The sequence below is a fragment of the Streptomyces sp. CA-142005 genome, assembly GCF_050942335.1.
Classification (GTDB): domain Bacteria; phylum Actinomycetota; class Actinomycetes; order Streptomycetales; family Streptomycetaceae; genus Streptomyces.
Genome location: NZ_CP192078.1, coordinates 1,828,393 through 1,842,864, shown reverse-complemented (window position 1 = coordinate 1,842,864; position 14,472 = coordinate 1,828,393). Strand labels below are relative to the sequence as shown.

The 14,472-nt window shown below is 74.2% G+C and carries 15 protein-coding genes; 8 read left to right on the top strand and 7 right to left on the bottom strand.

Annotated features, from left to right (window positions below; translation table 11 throughout):
* The first annotated feature begins 59 nt into the window (after positions 1–59).
* Complete coding sequence (locus tag ACQPXS_RS08925) at positions 60–455, top strand: luciferase family protein (protein WP_433448609.1); 396 nt, start codon at positions 60–62, stop codon at positions 453–455.
* 172 nt (positions 456–627) lie between these two features.
* Here ACQPXS_RS08925 and ACQPXS_RS08920 read toward each other — a convergent pair whose 3' ends face one another.
* On the bottom strand, positions 628–1,407 hold the full coding sequence (locus ACQPXS_RS08920) for a DeoR/GlpR family DNA-binding transcription regulator (RefSeq protein WP_433448607.1): 780 nt from the start codon (positions 1,405–1,407) through the stop codon (positions 628–630).
* A 124-nt stretch (positions 1,408–1,531) separates the two neighbouring features.
* On the opposite strand from ACQPXS_RS08920, the gene ACQPXS_RS08915 reads away from it, so the two are divergent.
* Positions 1,532–2,413, top strand: a complete 882-nt coding sequence (locus tag ACQPXS_RS08915) for an SIS domain-containing protein (protein ID WP_433448605.1) — start codon at positions 1,532–1,534, stop codon at positions 2,411–2,413.
* A 31-nt stretch (positions 2,414–2,444) separates the two neighbouring features.
* Positions 2,445–3,305 carry a ketose-bisphosphate aldolase gene (locus ACQPXS_RS08910; RefSeq protein ID WP_399179689.1) on the top strand — a complete coding sequence of 287 codons (861 nt, stop codon included), beginning with the start codon at positions 2,445–2,447 and terminating at the stop codon, positions 3,303–3,305.
* A gap of 190 nt (positions 3,306–3,495) precedes the next feature.
* Here ACQPXS_RS08910 and ACQPXS_RS08905 read toward each other — a convergent pair whose 3' ends face one another.
* On the bottom strand, positions 3,496–4,629 hold the full coding sequence (locus ACQPXS_RS08905) for a methyltransferase (RefSeq protein WP_433455768.1): 1,134 nt from the start codon (positions 4,627–4,629) through the stop codon (positions 3,496–3,498).
* Between the two features lie 80 nt (positions 4,630–4,709).
* Here ACQPXS_RS08905 and ACQPXS_RS08900 point away from each other — a divergent pair, with 80 nt between their 5' ends.
* Together ACQPXS_RS08900 and ACQPXS_RS08895 are read left to right on the top strand one after the other, a co-directional pair.
* The gene (locus ACQPXS_RS08900; protein ID WP_433448603.1) at positions 4,710–5,354 is read left to right on the top strand and encodes an alpha-ketoglutarate-dependent dioxygenase AlkB family protein; all 645 of its coding nucleotides are present in this window, start codon (positions 4,710–4,712) and stop codon (positions 5,352–5,354) included.
* 36 nt (positions 5,355–5,390) lie between these two features.
* A complete protein-coding gene (locus ACQPXS_RS08895) occupies positions 5,391–6,629 on the top strand; it encodes an ROK family protein (RefSeq protein WP_433448601.1) in 1,239 nt (412 codons plus the stop codon).
* A 415-nt stretch (positions 6,630–7,044) separates the two neighbouring features.
* Here the strand turns inward: ACQPXS_RS08895 and ACQPXS_RS08890 are convergent, their stop codons facing one another.
* The 5 genes from ACQPXS_RS08890 to ACQPXS_RS08870 all read right to left on the bottom strand — a co-directional run bounded on the left by ACQPXS_RS08890 (position 7,045) and on the right by ACQPXS_RS08870 (position 9,849).
* The gene (locus ACQPXS_RS08890) at positions 7,045–7,233 is read right to left on the bottom strand and encodes a DUF1272 domain-containing protein (protein ID WP_365325757.1); all 189 of its coding nucleotides are present in this window, start codon (positions 7,231–7,233) and stop codon (positions 7,045–7,047) included.
* A gap of 122 nt (positions 7,234–7,355) precedes the next feature.
* Positions 7,356–8,267, bottom strand: a complete 912-nt coding sequence (locus ACQPXS_RS08885; protein WP_433448599.1) for a phosphotriesterase family protein — start codon at positions 8,265–8,267, stop codon at positions 7,356–7,358.
* Positions 8,264–8,848, bottom strand: coding sequence for a DUF4865 family protein (locus ACQPXS_RS08880; RefSeq protein ID WP_433448597.1), 585 nt, complete (start codon positions 8,846–8,848; stop codon positions 8,264–8,266). The genes ACQPXS_RS08885 and ACQPXS_RS08880 overlap by 4 nt, the downstream gene beginning before the upstream one ends.
* Positions 8,849–8,864: 16 nt before the next feature.
* Positions 8,865–9,254 carry a (R)-mandelonitrile lyase gene (locus tag ACQPXS_RS08875; protein ID WP_433448595.1) on the bottom strand — a complete coding sequence of 130 codons (390 nt, stop codon included), beginning with the start codon at positions 9,252–9,254 and terminating at the stop codon, positions 8,865–8,867.
* 4 nt (positions 9,255–9,258) lie between these two features.
* Positions 9,259–9,849: a TetR/AcrR family transcriptional regulator gene (locus ACQPXS_RS08870; protein WP_433448593.1), complete on the bottom strand. Its 591-nt coding sequence runs from the start codon at positions 9,847–9,849 to the stop codon at positions 9,259–9,261.
* 229 nt (positions 9,850–10,078) lie between these two features.
* On the opposite strand from ACQPXS_RS08870, the gene ACQPXS_RS08865 reads away from it, so the two are divergent.
* Genes ACQPXS_RS08865 through ACQPXS_RS08855 form a run of 3 tightly spaced genes read left to right on the top strand, consistent with a single transcriptional unit; the run spans position 10,079 to position 13,673 of the window.
* Complete coding sequence (locus ACQPXS_RS08865; RefSeq protein WP_433448591.1) at positions 10,079–10,372, top strand: SHOCT domain-containing protein; 294 nt, start codon at positions 10,079–10,081, stop codon at positions 10,370–10,372.
* The gene (locus tag ACQPXS_RS08860; RefSeq protein ID WP_433448589.1) at positions 10,369–11,115 is read left to right on the top strand and encodes an ABC transporter ATP-binding protein; all 747 of its coding nucleotides are present in this window, start codon (positions 10,369–10,371) and stop codon (positions 11,113–11,115) included. Before ACQPXS_RS08865 ends, ACQPXS_RS08860 begins: the two co-directional genes overlap by 4 nt.
* The gene (locus ACQPXS_RS08855) at positions 11,112–13,673 is read left to right on the top strand and encodes an ABC transporter permease (RefSeq protein WP_433448587.1); all 2,562 of its coding nucleotides are present in this window, start codon (positions 11,112–11,114) and stop codon (positions 13,671–13,673) included. The genes ACQPXS_RS08860 and ACQPXS_RS08855 overlap by 4 nt, the downstream gene beginning before the upstream one ends.
* The last annotated feature ends 799 nt before the right edge of the window (positions 13,674–14,472 follow it).

Genomic DNA, 14,472 nt, shown 5'->3' with positions numbered 1-14,472 from the left:
GTCGGTTAATGCTTGCTCACGAGCTGGTTGCCGAGGGGTGAGCGGGCCATGATGGGCCCATGACGTTGGCCTCGCGCGCGCTCGCGCAACTGGCGACCTGGCCCGACCTGAGTCAGGCGGTCCCGAGCTGCGGCCTGGGACAGGCGGTGAGTTCGGCCCAGGGCGAGATCGCCCACTTCCACTCGGACCGCGATGTGGATCTGCGGCTGACCGACCGGGCGATCCGTCGGTTCGCCAAGGACCTCAGGGACTCGGGCGCGATCAGGATCGTGCCAGGTTCGCAGTGGGTGACCCTGCGCCTGGACGCGGCGAGCGACGTCGACCTGCTGCTGACCCTGGTGAGCGTGGCGCTCCAGGCCCAGCAGGCGGGGCCCGACCCGCTCGACCGGCCGGCGGTGGGCTGCAACGACCAGCGCGGAGCGGGGTTTGTGAAGGCCGACCTCGGCGGCATCTGAGACGGGCCGGCGTGGCGCGGTGGCATATGGGCCGAGCGGCGTGCCGCGGCGGCCGTGAAGGCCGACCACACCGCAGAACCCGCGCCCGCCGCATGCCTCGAACGGCGCCCCGCAGCGCGGCGGGCAGCCGGTGCCGGCGGACCGCTCCCCGCCCGAGCCGCCTCCGTCGTCGTCACACCGTGACGACCCGGACGCCCGCCTCCTCGAAGCGGTGTACCGTCTCCTGCCCCACCGCCGTGTCCGTGACGAGCGTGTCCACCAGCTCCGCCCCGCAGATCCGGGCGAACGCCCGCTGACCCAGCTTGCTGGAGTCCGCGGCGACCACCACCCGCTCGGCGCGCTCGCACAGCAGCCGGTTGATCGCGGCCTCCGCCTCGTCATGAGCCGCCGCGCCGTGCGTGACGTCGAAGGCGACGACACCGAGCACCGCGATGTCGAGCGTGATCTGACCGAGCACCCCGTCCGCGAGCGGGCCGATGAGCTCGTAGGACTGCGGGCGCGCCACCCCGCCCGTCACCACGATCTTGAACTGGGGTCGTACCGCGAGTTCGTTGGCGATGTTGAGCGCGTTGGTGACGATGGTCAGCGCGGGCGATCCGCTGGACAGATCACCGCGTACGGCCAGGGCACGCGCCACCTCCGTGGTGGTCGTGCCCCCGGTCAGCCCCACCGCCTCGCCCGGCGCGACGAGTTCGGCGACGGCCTTGGCGATGCGCTGCTTCTCCGAGGCGCGGCGGGCCGTCTTGTAGCGCAGGGGGAGTTCGTACGACACCCCGTGCACCACCGCGCCGCCCCGGGTGCGCACCAGCATCTGCTGCTCGGCGAGCTGGTCGAAGTCCCGGCGGATCGTCGCCGCCGACACCTCCAGCTCGGCCGCCGCCTCCTCCACCTCCAGCCGGCCGCGCTCGACCAGCAGTTCCAGCAGCGCCTTCCAGCGGGCGTCCCGGGACATCCGCAGCCTCCGTTCTCCGTGGTCCCGTGACCCTAACGCACCTGACTCCACGCTCGAATGCTTGATTGTGCTCGAAAGCTCGCTATATCTTGCAGGAACAATCAGCCAGGGGAGGGTGTGGGTCATGACCCATGTCGAGGACGAGCTGAACAGCCAGCCGGAGTGCTGGATACGGGCGGCCGAGGAGGCGGAGCGGTACCGGGACGCGCTGCCGGGGACGGGGGAGCGGGTCGCGATCGTGGGGTGCGGGACCTCGTACTTCATGGCGCAGGCGGTGGCCGCCCTGCGGGAGGGCTCCGGCCAGGGCGAGACCGACGCGTTCGCGGCGTCCGAGTTCCCGTACGGACGCGCCTACGACCGGGTGGTGGCCCTCACCCGCTCCGGCACCACCACCGAAGTGCTGGCACTACTGGGCGAGTTGCGGGGCAGGACCCGGACCACGGCCGTCACCGGCGATCCGGACACCCCGGTGACCTCGGTCGCCGACGACCTCGTGGCGCTGGACTTCGCCGACGAACGCTCCGTCGTCCAGACCCGGTTCGCCACCACCGCGCTCACCCTCCTGCGCGCCCACCTCGGCCTGCACACCGACTCCGTCGTCGCCGACGCGCGCACGGCCCTGTCCACTCCTCTTCCCGAAGGGCTGGTCGACTGCACCCAGTTCACCTTCCTCGGGCGCGGCTGGACCGTCGGGCTCGCGAGCGAGGCCGGGCTGAAGATGCGCGAGGCCTCGCTGTCCTGGACCGAGGCCTATCCGGCGATGGAGTACCGGCACGGCCCGATCAGCGTCACCACCGAGGGCACGGCCACCTGGATGCTCGGCGAGGCACCCGAAGGGCTCGCCGAACAGGTCCGCGCCACCGGCGGCCGGTGGATCGCCGGCGGGCTCGATCCGCTCGCCGAACTCGTCCGCGTCCAGCGGCTCGCGGTCGCCGTCGCCGCCACCCGCGGCCTCGACCCCGACCAGCCGCGCCATCTCACCCGCTCGGTGATCCTCGCCCCCTGAGCCCCGGCCCGCGCCCGGAAGGACACCTCACGTGCCCCTCGCGTCCACCGGCGAGCTGGTCACCGCAGCCGCCGCAACCAGATCCGCCGTCGCCGCGTTCAACGTCATCACCCTGGAACACGTCGAGGCCGTCATCGCCGGCGCCGAGTCGGCCGGCGCACCCGTCGTGCTGCAGGTCAGCGAGAACGCCGTCAAGTTCCGCTACGGGCGGCTGCTGCCGCTGGCCCGGGCCGCCGTCGCCGCCGCCGAACGCGCCGCCGTCGCCGTCGCGTTGCACCTGGACCACGTCCAGAGCGACCACCTGCTGCGCCAGGCGCTCGACGCCGGGTTCAGCTCGGTGATGTACGACGCGGCCCGGCTGCCGTACGCCGACAATCTCTCCGCCACCCGGGCCGCCGCCGACTGGGCGCACGCCCAAGGGCTGTGGATCGAGGCGGAGTTGGGCCAGATCGGCGGCAAGGACGGCAGGCTCCCGCTGGACGCCCACGCGCCCGGCGCCCGCACCGACCCCGACCAGGCCCGCGACTTCGTCGCCCGCACCGGGGTCGACGCCCTCGCCGTGGCCATCGGCAGCGTGCACGCCATGACGACCCGTACCGCCACCCTCGACCACGGCCTGCTGAAGCGCCTGTCCGCCGCGCTGGCCACGCCCCTGGTCCTGCACGGCTCCTCCGGCGTGCCCGACGACGGACTGGTCGCGGCGGTCGCGGGCGGTATCGCCAAGGTCAACGTCGGCACCGCCCTCAACGCGGCCATGACGGCAGCCATCCGGGACTTCCTCGCCGCCCACCCGGAGGCCGTCGACTCCCGCAAGTACCTCGCCGTGGGCAGGGAGGCTATGGCCCGGGAGGTCGCGCGCATCATCGGCGTCCTGGGCCGCGCCGGCACCTGACCGGCCGGCTCCGGGGCGGCGCGCCCGCCCCGCCGGGGCGAGGGCGCTTTCGGCGGTGCGCTGCCCGGAGCCCAACCCGACCGGCCGGCCGGGCGGAGCGGACGGGGCGTCAGACGAACTCAGCGGGCCGAGGCCGGCGGGGCTTCGCCGCCGGCCACGGCACCGCCCAACTGGCCTCGGGCCTGGGCCACTAGCCCGTCTTGACCGCCTTCAGCACCACGAACTTCGGGTCGGACGCGACCAGTTCACTGTTGCCGAACAACCGCCTCAGCTTCACGTGATACCCCAGGTGCCGGTTCCCGATCACCCACAGCTCACCCCCCGGCCGCAGTGCGCGCCGCGCCCCCGTGAACATCCGCCACGCCGTCGCGTCGGTCGTGGCCTGGTGGGAGTGGAAGGGCGGGTTGTTCAGGACCAGGTCCACACTGCCGGGCGCCACCCCGGCCAGCCCGTCGCCGACCCGGAACTCCGCGTGTCCCGGCACCCCGTTGGCCTTGTACGTCGCCTCCGCCGAGGCCACCGCCTGGAAGGACTCGTCCACGAAGAGCACCTCGGCCGACGGATCGGCGAGCGCCACCGCCGTACCGACCACGCCGTTGCCGCACCCCAGGTCCACCACGCGGCGCGCGCCCGGTCCGGGCAGGTGCTCGAGGAAGAAGCGGGTGCCGATGTCGAGGCGGTCGGCGCAGAAGACGCCGGCGTGGTTGACGACGGGTCGCCCGGAGACCGCGCCGATGCCGTCCGGGAGGGCATAGCTGTACGGCCACGGGTTCACCGGCCGCTCCAGTGCCGGGTCCGGGGTGCAGAAGATCAGCCGGGCCTTCTGCTGTGCGAGCGAGGTCCGGGTCGGGCCGAGGATCCGCTCGAACAGCTGCAGTGTGGAGGTGTGGATCTCCTTCACCATCCCGGTGCCGACGACCACCGTGCCGGCGCGCACGGCGGGCGCCAGCCGCAGCAGCTGGTCCTCCAGCAGCGCCAGGCTCTTCGGCACCCGCACCAGCAGCACGTCCACCCGCTGCGGCGGCGGGTCCTGGGTGGTCAGCAAACGGACGGCACCGGGCTCGACACCAGCCCGCGCCAGATTCGCCCGGGTCGCCTCCTGACTCAGGAAGGAGTCGGTGATCTGGGTCGGCCGGTGCGGCGCGAGCGCCGTGGCCAGCGCGCCCCAGCGGTCCCCGAGCACCACGACCGAACCGGTGAGCGGCACCTCCTCCTCGGCCAGGTGGCGCAGCAGGTACGCGTCGGAGGCGTCCCAGGCGCGCAGCCGGTCGCGGGGATCCTCGGGGAAGCGGGACAGGTCGACCTCGCCCCACGGTGTCGTCATTCGGTCGCTCATCGTGCCCTCCAGGCTAGCGGAGCCGCAGCTCAGGGCGGGTGGGGCGGGCCTGCGGCAAGATGGAGCGTGTGGACGCGGAGCTGTTTCCCCGGGAGCGCGCCCAGGTCGCGCCGGGCGCCGTGCACGTCCCGGACTGGCTGGACGCCGACGCGCAGCGCGACCTGCTCGCCGCCTGCCGCCGGTGGGCGCGGCCGCCGGCCGGACTGCGCACCGTGCGCACCCCGGGCGGCGGGACGATGACCGCCCGGCAGGTCTGCCTCGGCCTGCACTGGTACCCGTACGCCTACGCCCGCACGGCCGTCGACGGCGACGGCGCCCCCGTCAAGCCGTTCCCGGCCTGGCTCGGCGAGCTGGGCCGCCGCGCCGCCGTCACCGCGCTGGGCCCGCAGGAGCCGTACGCGTACGACATCGCGCTGATCAACTTCTACGACGCCGAGGCCCGCATGGGCATGCACCGCGACAGCGACGAGCGGGCGGACGCGCCGGTGGTGTCGCTGAGCCTGGGCGACGCATGCGTCTTCCGGTTCGGGAACACCGAGACGCGCGCCAAGCCCTACACGGACGTCGAGCTGCGCAGCGGCGACCTGTTCGTCTTCGCCGGGCCCTCCAGGCTCGCCTACCACGGGGTTCCGCGGGTGTACGGCGGCACCGCACCGACCGGGCTGGGCCTGTCCGGACGTCTGAACATCACGCTTCGGGTCAGCGGCCTGTAGGCCGCCGCACCTGCGGATCATGGGAGACTCCCCCTCATGAGCGGCAAGGCGGATCCCCGGACGGCGGGGGAGCGGACCACCTCGAGGGCGCGGCTGGACCGAGGGCGCGGAGCGCTCGGACCCGCGCTGGAGCTGGTGCACACCGGGCGGGCACCGACCCGGGCCGTGCTCACCGCGGAACTCGGGGTCACCCGGGCGACTGCGGGGGCGGTGGCCGCCGAGCTGGAGGCGCTCGGGCTGATCCGGGTGGACGCCCGGCCTGGCGCCGCGGCCGGTTCGCAGGGCCGCCCCTCGCACCGGCTGGAGGTCGCCGGGGACGGCCCGGTGGCGCTCGCCGCGCAGGTCCACGCCGACGGCTTCCGGGCCGCTCTGGTCGGCCTCGGCGGGCGGATCGTGGCGACCGCGCCCGGTTGCGAGACCGTCGACGCGGACCCGGCGAAGGTGCTCGGCTCGGTCGTCGAGGTGGGCGCGGAACTGCTGCGCACGACCGGCCGCCGCTGCGTCGGCGCCGGACTCGCCGTACCGTCCGCCGTGGCCGAGCCCGACGGTCTCGCCCTCAACCCGCTGCACCTGGCCTGGCCCGTCGGTGCCCCGGTCCGGCGGATCTTCGCGGAGTGCGTGCGCGCGGCGGGCATCACCGGGCCCGCCTTCGCCGGCAACGACGTCAACCTCGCCGCGCTCGCCGAACACCGGCACGGCGCGGGCCGGGGCGCCCGGGACCTGCTGTGCGTGGCCACCGGGCACCGCGGTGTCGGCGGCGCCCTGGTGCTGGACGGCCGCCTGCACACCGGCAGTTCGGGACTCGCCCTGGAGGTCGGGCACCTCACCGTCAACCCGGAGGGCCGGCCCTGCCACTGCGGCAGCCGCGGCTGTCTGGACGTCGAGGCGGACCCGCTGGCCCTGCTGGTCGAGGCCGGCCGCGAGCCGGGCCCCGAGGTGTCCCTGCTCCAGCAGGCCAACGACCTGCTGCGCACCCAGTACGACGACCCGGCCGTGCGCAGAGCCGCCGAGGCCCTGATCGACCGCCTGGGCCTGGGCCTGGCCGGGCTGGTCAACATCCTCAACCCCGACCGCATCATCCTCGGCGGCCTCCACCGCACCCTGCTGGACGCCGACCCCGGCCGGCTCCGCGCGGTCGTCGCCGACCGCAGCCTGTGGGGCCAGAGCGGCGGAGTGCCGATCCTCCCCTGCACCCTGGACCACAACAGCCTGGTCGGCGCGGCCGAACTGGCCTGGCAGCCGGTACTGGACGACCCACTGGGGGCGCTGAGCTGACGGCGGTCCGGCCCCCTCGGCACCACTTCACGGTCACCCGGCAGCAGCGCTCGGCACCTCGTGCGGCCGTGCCCCCTGCGCCCGGCGAACCGCCGACGGCGCCAGGAGGCCCCGCGCCGCCGCGGCACCGGACAGGCCGCGGGCGAGGAGGAAGACACCCTGACCAGCGAGCGGATGTGGGCTCGCCGAGCCTAACAAGCCCTGTCTGCCGGGCCGTTCACGGCCGGCGCCAGGAGGCCCCGCGCTGCCGCGACACCGGACAGGCCGCGGTCGTGGGGGAAGACACCCGAGTGCCGTCCCTGATCTGCGGCAAGAAGGCTACGCGGCAGTGTGATCCTCGCCGACCAGCGAGCGGATGTGGGCTCGCCGAGCCGAACGAGCCCTGTCTGCCGGGCCGTTCACCGCCGGTGCCGTCTCATGCGGCAGCGGCCGGTCTGCGGGGTCTCGCGACCAGTTCGCCGCCGCAGTTGGGGCAGATCTGACCCAGCGCCTCGCCGCACGCTTCGCAGAACGTGCACTCGTAGGAGCAGATGCGGGCCGGGCCGTCCGCGGGGAGCGGGGTGGTGGTACAGCGCTCGCAGCGTTCGCGCATCTCCAGGGCCATGGCCGTGTCGTCTCCTCGGGGCGGGGCCGGTGGTGGTCCGCCCCCCATTCTGTGGACGGCGGCCGGAGCGGGAACCGTCCGGTGGGACAGGCGTCGATGTGATCGGGCCGGATCCGCTCCGCTCACGTCCAGTCGACCGCGAACGCCCGCCCCGGATGCTCGGTGAGGATGCGATCCACCAGGTCCGCGTCCAGCGCGGCGTCCAGCCGGGGCCGTACCCGGCGCAGCAGGTACGGCATGCCGGGTCCGCCGTCGACCGAGCGGGCCCCGGCGACCACCGTGTCGCCGCCGAGCAGCAGCCGGTCGCCGAAACCGGCGTCCGCCAGGGCCCGCAGCGCGTCCGGCATCCGCCAGTCGGTGGCGTGATGGGCGCGGGAGGGCCCGTCGAAGGCCAGCCAGCAGCCTGATGCGGCGGCCTGGCGGTGCACCACCGGGTCGGGGAAGCGGTTGAGGTGGCCCAGGATCACCCGATCCCCCGGCACGCCCAACTCGCCGCACAGCAGGTCGAGTACGTCGAGCGCTCCGGTGCCCAGCTCCAGGTGCACGGCGATGGGCGCTTCGGTGGCGTGGTGTGCCTCGGCCGCCGCCGTCATCGTCCAGCGGGCGTGCGCGTCGAGTGCGTGGAAACCGCCCGCGACCTTGATCAGCCCCGCTCGCACCCCCGTCGTGCCGATCCCTTCGGTCAGTTCGGACACGAACAGCTCGGCGAGGCGGCAGCCGCGCAGCCGGTCGAGCGACTCGGAGTCGTAGTGCGCGGCTTGGTGCAGACCCGTGGCGCAGACCAGCCGCACCCCCGTGGCCCGGGACAGCTCCGGCAGGTCCGCCGCCCGCCGCCCCATGCCGTACGGCGTCCACTGCACGACGGCCGCTCCACCCGCGGCCCGGAACGCGGCCAGCTCGGCCCGCGCCGCCGCCGGGTCGTTCAGCTCCCGGCCCGGCAACTGCGGGCTGCGCAGGAAGAGATGGCCGTGCGCGTCGCACACGCCCAGCTCCTCGGGCCGGATGTCACCGAGGACCGTACGGACGCGGCTCACCACTGCCGCCCGCGCGGGAGCCGGTCGCGGCCCGGCGCGGACAGGTGCAGCACCTGGTAGAGGTCGCCGTCGGCCTTGGGCGTGTCGTGCTCCCAGAGCGAGAAGTGGACCAGCTCCCACGCGCGCGTGTCGACGGCCGCCGCCGCGAGGACCGCGCCGTCCGCCGCCGCCAGCCGCCCGGTCTCGGCCGCCGCGTCCGCCATGAACGCGGCCAGCTCCACGCCCTCCGGCACCGGCTGACGCCGCCGCACGGCGAACGCGGGCGCTGCTCCCGTCGCGGTGCCCTCCTCGAAGGCCAGGCCCGTCCACTGACGGACCGCCGGCCGCCCGAAGTCGTCGACGGGCCCCTGGAAGGCTCCTCCCCACAGGAAGCTGTTCATGCCCTCCATGGTGTTCCAGAGGTAGAACGGCCCGTACTCGTTCACCGGGGAGCCGTGCACCCCGCGCTCGCGCAGCACGTACGTCTTGATGCCGAGGCCGTCCCAGTCGTCCAGCAGGTGCCCGACCCGGGCGACACGGGAGCGGACGATGCCCATGTCGTAGTCGGCGGGCAGGGTGAACGCGTACTGCATGGCATGCATCTCGCGCATCCCTTTCTCAGGCGGGGTAGTCGGTCACGTGCGCGTGCCACTCGGCCGTCGTGCCGTCCTCGGCGGCCTCCACGACCGCGAGATGGGTCATGAAGGTGCGGGGCGCGGCGCCGTGCCAGTGCCACTCGCCCGGCTCGATCCACACCGTGTCGCCCGCGCGGATCGCCTCCACCTCGCCGCCCTTGCGCTGGACCAGCCCCTCGCCCTCCAGCACGTGCAGCACCTGCCCGTGCGGGTGCCGGTGCCAGGCCGTGTGGGCGCCCGGAGCGAAGTGGACGTTGACCATGCGCAGGCGCGAGGAAGCGGCCGGGGCGGCCACCTCGTCCAGCCAGACCGTGCCGGTGAAGTTCTCCGCCGGACCCTGCTGTGTGTCGGGACGCCGTCTGGTGATGTGCACCGACTCAGTTCTCCTGTCCGGTGGTTCGGGGCGCGAGCAGGGAGAGCAGCCCGCGGACACTGGCGTCGAAGGCGGCGGGGGAGCCGGAGGCGCGGGCGAGGACGTAGCCGCCCTGCACGGTGGCGAGGACGGCCGCCCCGATCTCCTCGCCGTCCAGCTCCGGCGCGAACTGTCCCTGCCGCTTGCCCTCTTCGACGAGCTCGGCGATCCGCTCGCGGATGGCGGCGATCGTCTCGTCGACCGGCGCGCGCAGTTCCTCTCTGGCGATCACGTCCGGGTCCATGGTCAGCCGGCCGACCGGGCAGCCGCGCAGGACGTCACGCTCGCGCAGCAGATATGCCTCGATGCGCTCGTACGGCGTGCCCGGACCGCTCAGGACCCCCTCGGCGGTGGCGCGCAGCTCCTCCGCCGTCCGCCGGATCGCCGCCAGGGCGAGATCCGGCTTGCCCTTGAAGTGGTGGTACATGCTGCCCTGGCCGGCACCCGCGCGCTCCAGGATCGCCTTGGGGCTCGTGCCCACGTACCCGCGCTCCCACAGCAGCTCACGGGTGGACTCGATCAGTCGTTCCGAGGTGCTCATACAAGAACTGTACATACTAGTAGTTACAGTACGCTAGCCCCCAGCGAGTCCGAGCCGGTCGCCACCGGGTCGTCAGGGCTCCCCCGGGGAGTCCCGAGGGAGCAGTTCGCCGCCCACGCCGTACTCCCCGCGAGGTACCCGCACTGCCGCCGGCCGCACGACGACCCGGACCCCCTCCGAGAGGGAGTCTCGGGGCATCCCCGAAGACCGGGGACCACGGAACCGACGAGGGAGATGACCCGAGATGCAGACCCTGGCCGACTGGGGCGGCGGCGGACCCGGCCCCTGGATCCTGTTCTTCCCGCTGATCTGGGCGGCCGTCGTGATCGGCGCCGTCACCTTCCTGCGCCGCACCGGATGGCGCGGACGCGGCGGCCCCTGGCGGCCCATGGACGGCTCACGCCCGGCGGGCGACTCGCCGCTCGCGGTCCTCGGCCGCCGCTTCGCCTCCGGCGAGATCGACGAGGACGAGTACTGGCGCCGCCTGTCCGTGCTGGAGGAGCAGTTCGGCCGTGCGAGCAAGGGAGGCGCGGCATGACCACGACCGCACTGCGGGCCGCGGCCCGCGTGGTGGACGCGGTGAAGGTGTACGGCGGTGGCGACACCGCCGTGCGCGCCCTGGACGGCGTCGACGTCTCCTTTCCCGCCGGACGCTTCACGGCGATCATGGGCCCCTCGGGCTCCGGCAAGTCCACCCTCATGCACTGCGCGGCCGGCCTCGACACGCTCACCTCCGGCGCCGCCTACATCGGCGACACAGAACTCGGCACGCTGGACGACCGGCGCCTGACCCTGCTGCGCCGGGACCGGGTCGGCTTCGTCTTCCAGGCGTTCAACCTGGTGCCGACCCTGACCGTCGCGGAGAACATCACCCTGCCCCTGGACCTGGCGGGCCGGCGCGGCGACCGGGAGTGGATCGAGGCGCTCGTCGACGTCGTCGGCCTGCGCGACCGGCTGCACCACCGTCCCTCGGAGCTCTCCGGCGGCCAGCAGCAACGCGTCGCCGTGGCACGGGCGTTCGCCGGGAAGCCCGACGTGGTCTTCGCCGACGAACCGACCGGAAACCTCGACTCCCGCTCCGGAGCCGAGGTGCTCGGCCTCCTCGGCTCCGCCGTGCGGGAGATGGACCGCACGGTCGTCATGGTCACGCACGACCCGGTGGCCGCCGCGCACGCCGACGAGGTGCTCTTCCTCGCCGACGGACGGCTGGTCGACCGGATGGAGGCGCCGACCGCGGACCGGGTCCTGGACCGCATGAAGGCCTTCGAGGTGCGGTCATGAACGCGTCGCTCCGGCTCAGCCTCACGTCCTTGCGCGCGCACCGGCGCCGGTTCGCCGGCACCTTCCTCGCCGTGTTCCTCGGCGTCGCCTTCCTGGCTGGCACCCTCGTCATGGGCGACACGCTGCGCGCCAGCTTCGACAGCATGTTCGGCGAGGCCACCAGCGGCACGGACGCCGTCGTACGCGGCGCCGACGCCATCACCACGCCCGGCGAGGCCCAGGGCGTACGACGGCCGGTGGACACCTCGCTGGTGAAGACCGTCGAGCGGGTGCCCGGCGTGGCCGCCGCGGTCCCGGACATCCAGGGCGCCGGCCAGCTCGTCGGCTCCGACGGCACACCGGTCGGTGGCCAGGGCCCGCCCACGCTCGCCGGGAACTGGATCACGGACCCCCGCCTCAACCCGTACCGGCTCGCCGAAGGCCGGGCTCCCGCCAGGCCGGGCGAGGTCGTGGTGAACCGGGGCGCCGCGAAGAAGGGCGGCCTGGAGATCGGTGACACCACGACCCTGCGCACCCCGGATCCGGTGAAGGTCACCATCGTCGGGCTCGCCACCTTCGGCGGCCAGGACGGCATGGCCCAGGTGACGTTCACCGGCATGACCCGGGCCGACGCCGAGAAGTACCTCACCGCGCGGCCCGGCCAGGCGGCGTCCATCGCGGTGCGGGCCGCACCCGGAGTGAGCCAGAAGGACCTGGTGAGCCGGCTGACTCCGGTGCTGCCGAAGGGGGTTGAGGCCATCACCGGTCAGCAGTCGGCGCAGGAGAACACCGACATGATCTCCAGCCAGTTCCTGACCATCTTCACCACCTTCCTGCTCGTGTTCTCCGGCGTCGCCCTGCTCGTCGCCACCTTCTCCATCCACAACACGTTCGCGATCGTGGTCGCCCAACGCACCCGCGAGAACGCCCTGTTGCGTGCCCTCGGCGCGGCCCGCCGCCAGGTGACCGCCGCCGCCCTCGCCGAGGCCTGCGTCGTCGCGCTCACCGCGTCCCTCACCGGACTCGCCGGCGGCATCGGCATCGCCGCGGGCCTCCAGGCGCTCTTCCCGGCGATCGGATTCCCGTTCCCCGACGGCGACCTGGTGATCAAGACTCTGTCGATGGTGCTGCCGCTCGTCGTGGGGATCGTGGTCTGCCTGGGATCGGCGCTCCTGCCGGCCCGGCGCGCCGGACGGACGGCGCCGCTCGCCGCCCTGCGCGAGACGGCCGTCGACACCTCCGGCGCCTCCCGCGTCCGCGCGGTCACCGGTGGTGCGCTCGGCGTGCTGGCGCTCGCCACGACCCTGACCGGCGTCCTCGTCTCCCCGTCCGTGTGGCTGGCGGGACTCGGCGCGCTGCTCGCCCTGGCGGCCTTCGTGGTCCTCGGCCCGGTCGCCGCCACCACGGCCGTGCGGCTGCTCGGCGGCCCCCTGGACCGGCTGCGCGGGGTCACCGGCTCCCTGGCCCGGCGCAACGCCCTGCGCAGCCCGAAGCGGACGGCGGCCACCGCGAGCGCGCTGATGATCGGGGTGGCCGTCGTGTCGCTGTTCACCGTCTTCGGCGCCTCGCTGAAGGCAACGATGGACCAGACGGTGGCCCGGTCGTTCGCCGGCGACCTCGCCGTCAGCAGCCCGTCCTTCGGCGCGGGCGGCAGCGGACTCAGCCCCCGGCTCGCGCCCGCACTCCAGCGGTTGCCCCAGGTGGACACGGCCGTGGGACTCGGCCGCGGGGTCGCCGAAGTCGACGGGAAAGGCAGGGCCTTGACCGTCACCGATCCGGCCGCGCTCGCTCGCACCTTCGACCTCGGCACGGTCACCGGCTCCCTGCGGGACCTGGGTTCCGACGGCATCGCCCTCACCCGGAAGGAGGCCGACCGGCAGCACCTGCGCACCGGCTTCACGGCCAGGCTGACCTTCACCGACGGCACGACGCAGAACTTCACCGTCCGGGCCCTGTACGGCCAGTCGGAACTCGCCGGCGACTATGTCATCACCCGCGCGGCCTGGGCTCCGCACCACACCCAGGACGCCGACACCTTGATCGCCGTCACCTTCAGGCACGGGGTGAGCGCGGACGCGGGCAAGGCGGCGGTGAAGAAGGTCGCCGCGCAGTACGGCAACCCCTCCGTGCAGACCCGCGACGAGTACGCGCAGTCCTCGGCGGGCGGCATCGACATGATGCTGACCCTCGTCTACGCGCTGCTCGCCCTCGCGGTGGTCATCGCCCTGCTCGGCATCGCCAACACGCTGACCCTCGCGCTGCACGAACGCACCCGGGAACTCGGCCTGCTGCGGGCCGTCGGCCAGACCCGCGCCCAGTTGCGCGCCATGGTCCGCTGGGAGTCGGTCCTGGTCGCCGCGTTCGGCACGGTCGGGGGCCTCGGCCTCGGCGCCTTCCTGGGCTGGGTACTGGTGAAGGCCTCCGACGGCGCGAGCGACAGCGCGTTCGCCTTCGCCCTCCCGCCCGCGCGACTGGCGGTGGTGGCCCTGGTCGGCCTCCTCGCCGGCGCACTGGCAGGCCTGCGCCCGGCCCGACGGGCGGCCCGGCTGGACGTCCTGGGGGCGATCGCGACGGAGTGACTGCGTCGCGCGGGCTGGGGCGCTTGTCCGCCGGGCGGGTTCGGGCCGTGGGCGACTGCGGGTGCGTGGTGGGGTGTTCGCGCGTACGCGTGGGGGGCGCGGGGCCGTGCGACCGCGGGTGCGTGCTGTTTGGCGGCTGGGGTTGTCGTGGCGAGTCGCGCGGCCGGTCTGCCACCTGCCCGCAGCCGCGCTCGGTCCGGACCGACCCGGTCCGGCGGGTGGGCCGGCTGGACGTCCTGGGGGCGGTTGCGATGGAGTGACTGCGTCGCGGGGGCTGGGGCGCTTGTCCGCCGGGCGGGTTCGGGCCGTGGGCGACTGCGGGTGCGTGGTGGGGTGTTCGCGCGTACGCGTGGGGGGCGCGCGGGGCCGTGCGACCGCGGGTGCGTGGTGGGTTGGTGGCGCGGTTCCCTGCGTCTGTTGGGCGGCTGGGGTTGTCGTGGCGAGTCGCGCGGCCGGTCCGCCACCTGCCCGCAGCCGCGCTCGGTCCGGACCGACCCGGTCCGGCGGGTGGGCCGGCTGGACGTCCTGGGGGCGATCGCGACGGAGTGACTGCTTCGCGCGGGGCGGGCGCCCACGCATCGGGTCGGGCCGGATCGTGGGCGACCGCGGGTGCGTGAGGGGCTGGTCGCGCAGTTCCCCGCGCCCCTCGGGGAACTGCAGCGCCGTCGGCTGCCATGGCTCCGTCGGCCGCAACTCCCCAGGGGTGCGGGGAACTACGCGACCGGCCACGACGTACCCGCACTCGCGTACGGCCCGGACCGCCCCGACGGTTGGGCGCCGCCACGAGGCCGAGCCCCCG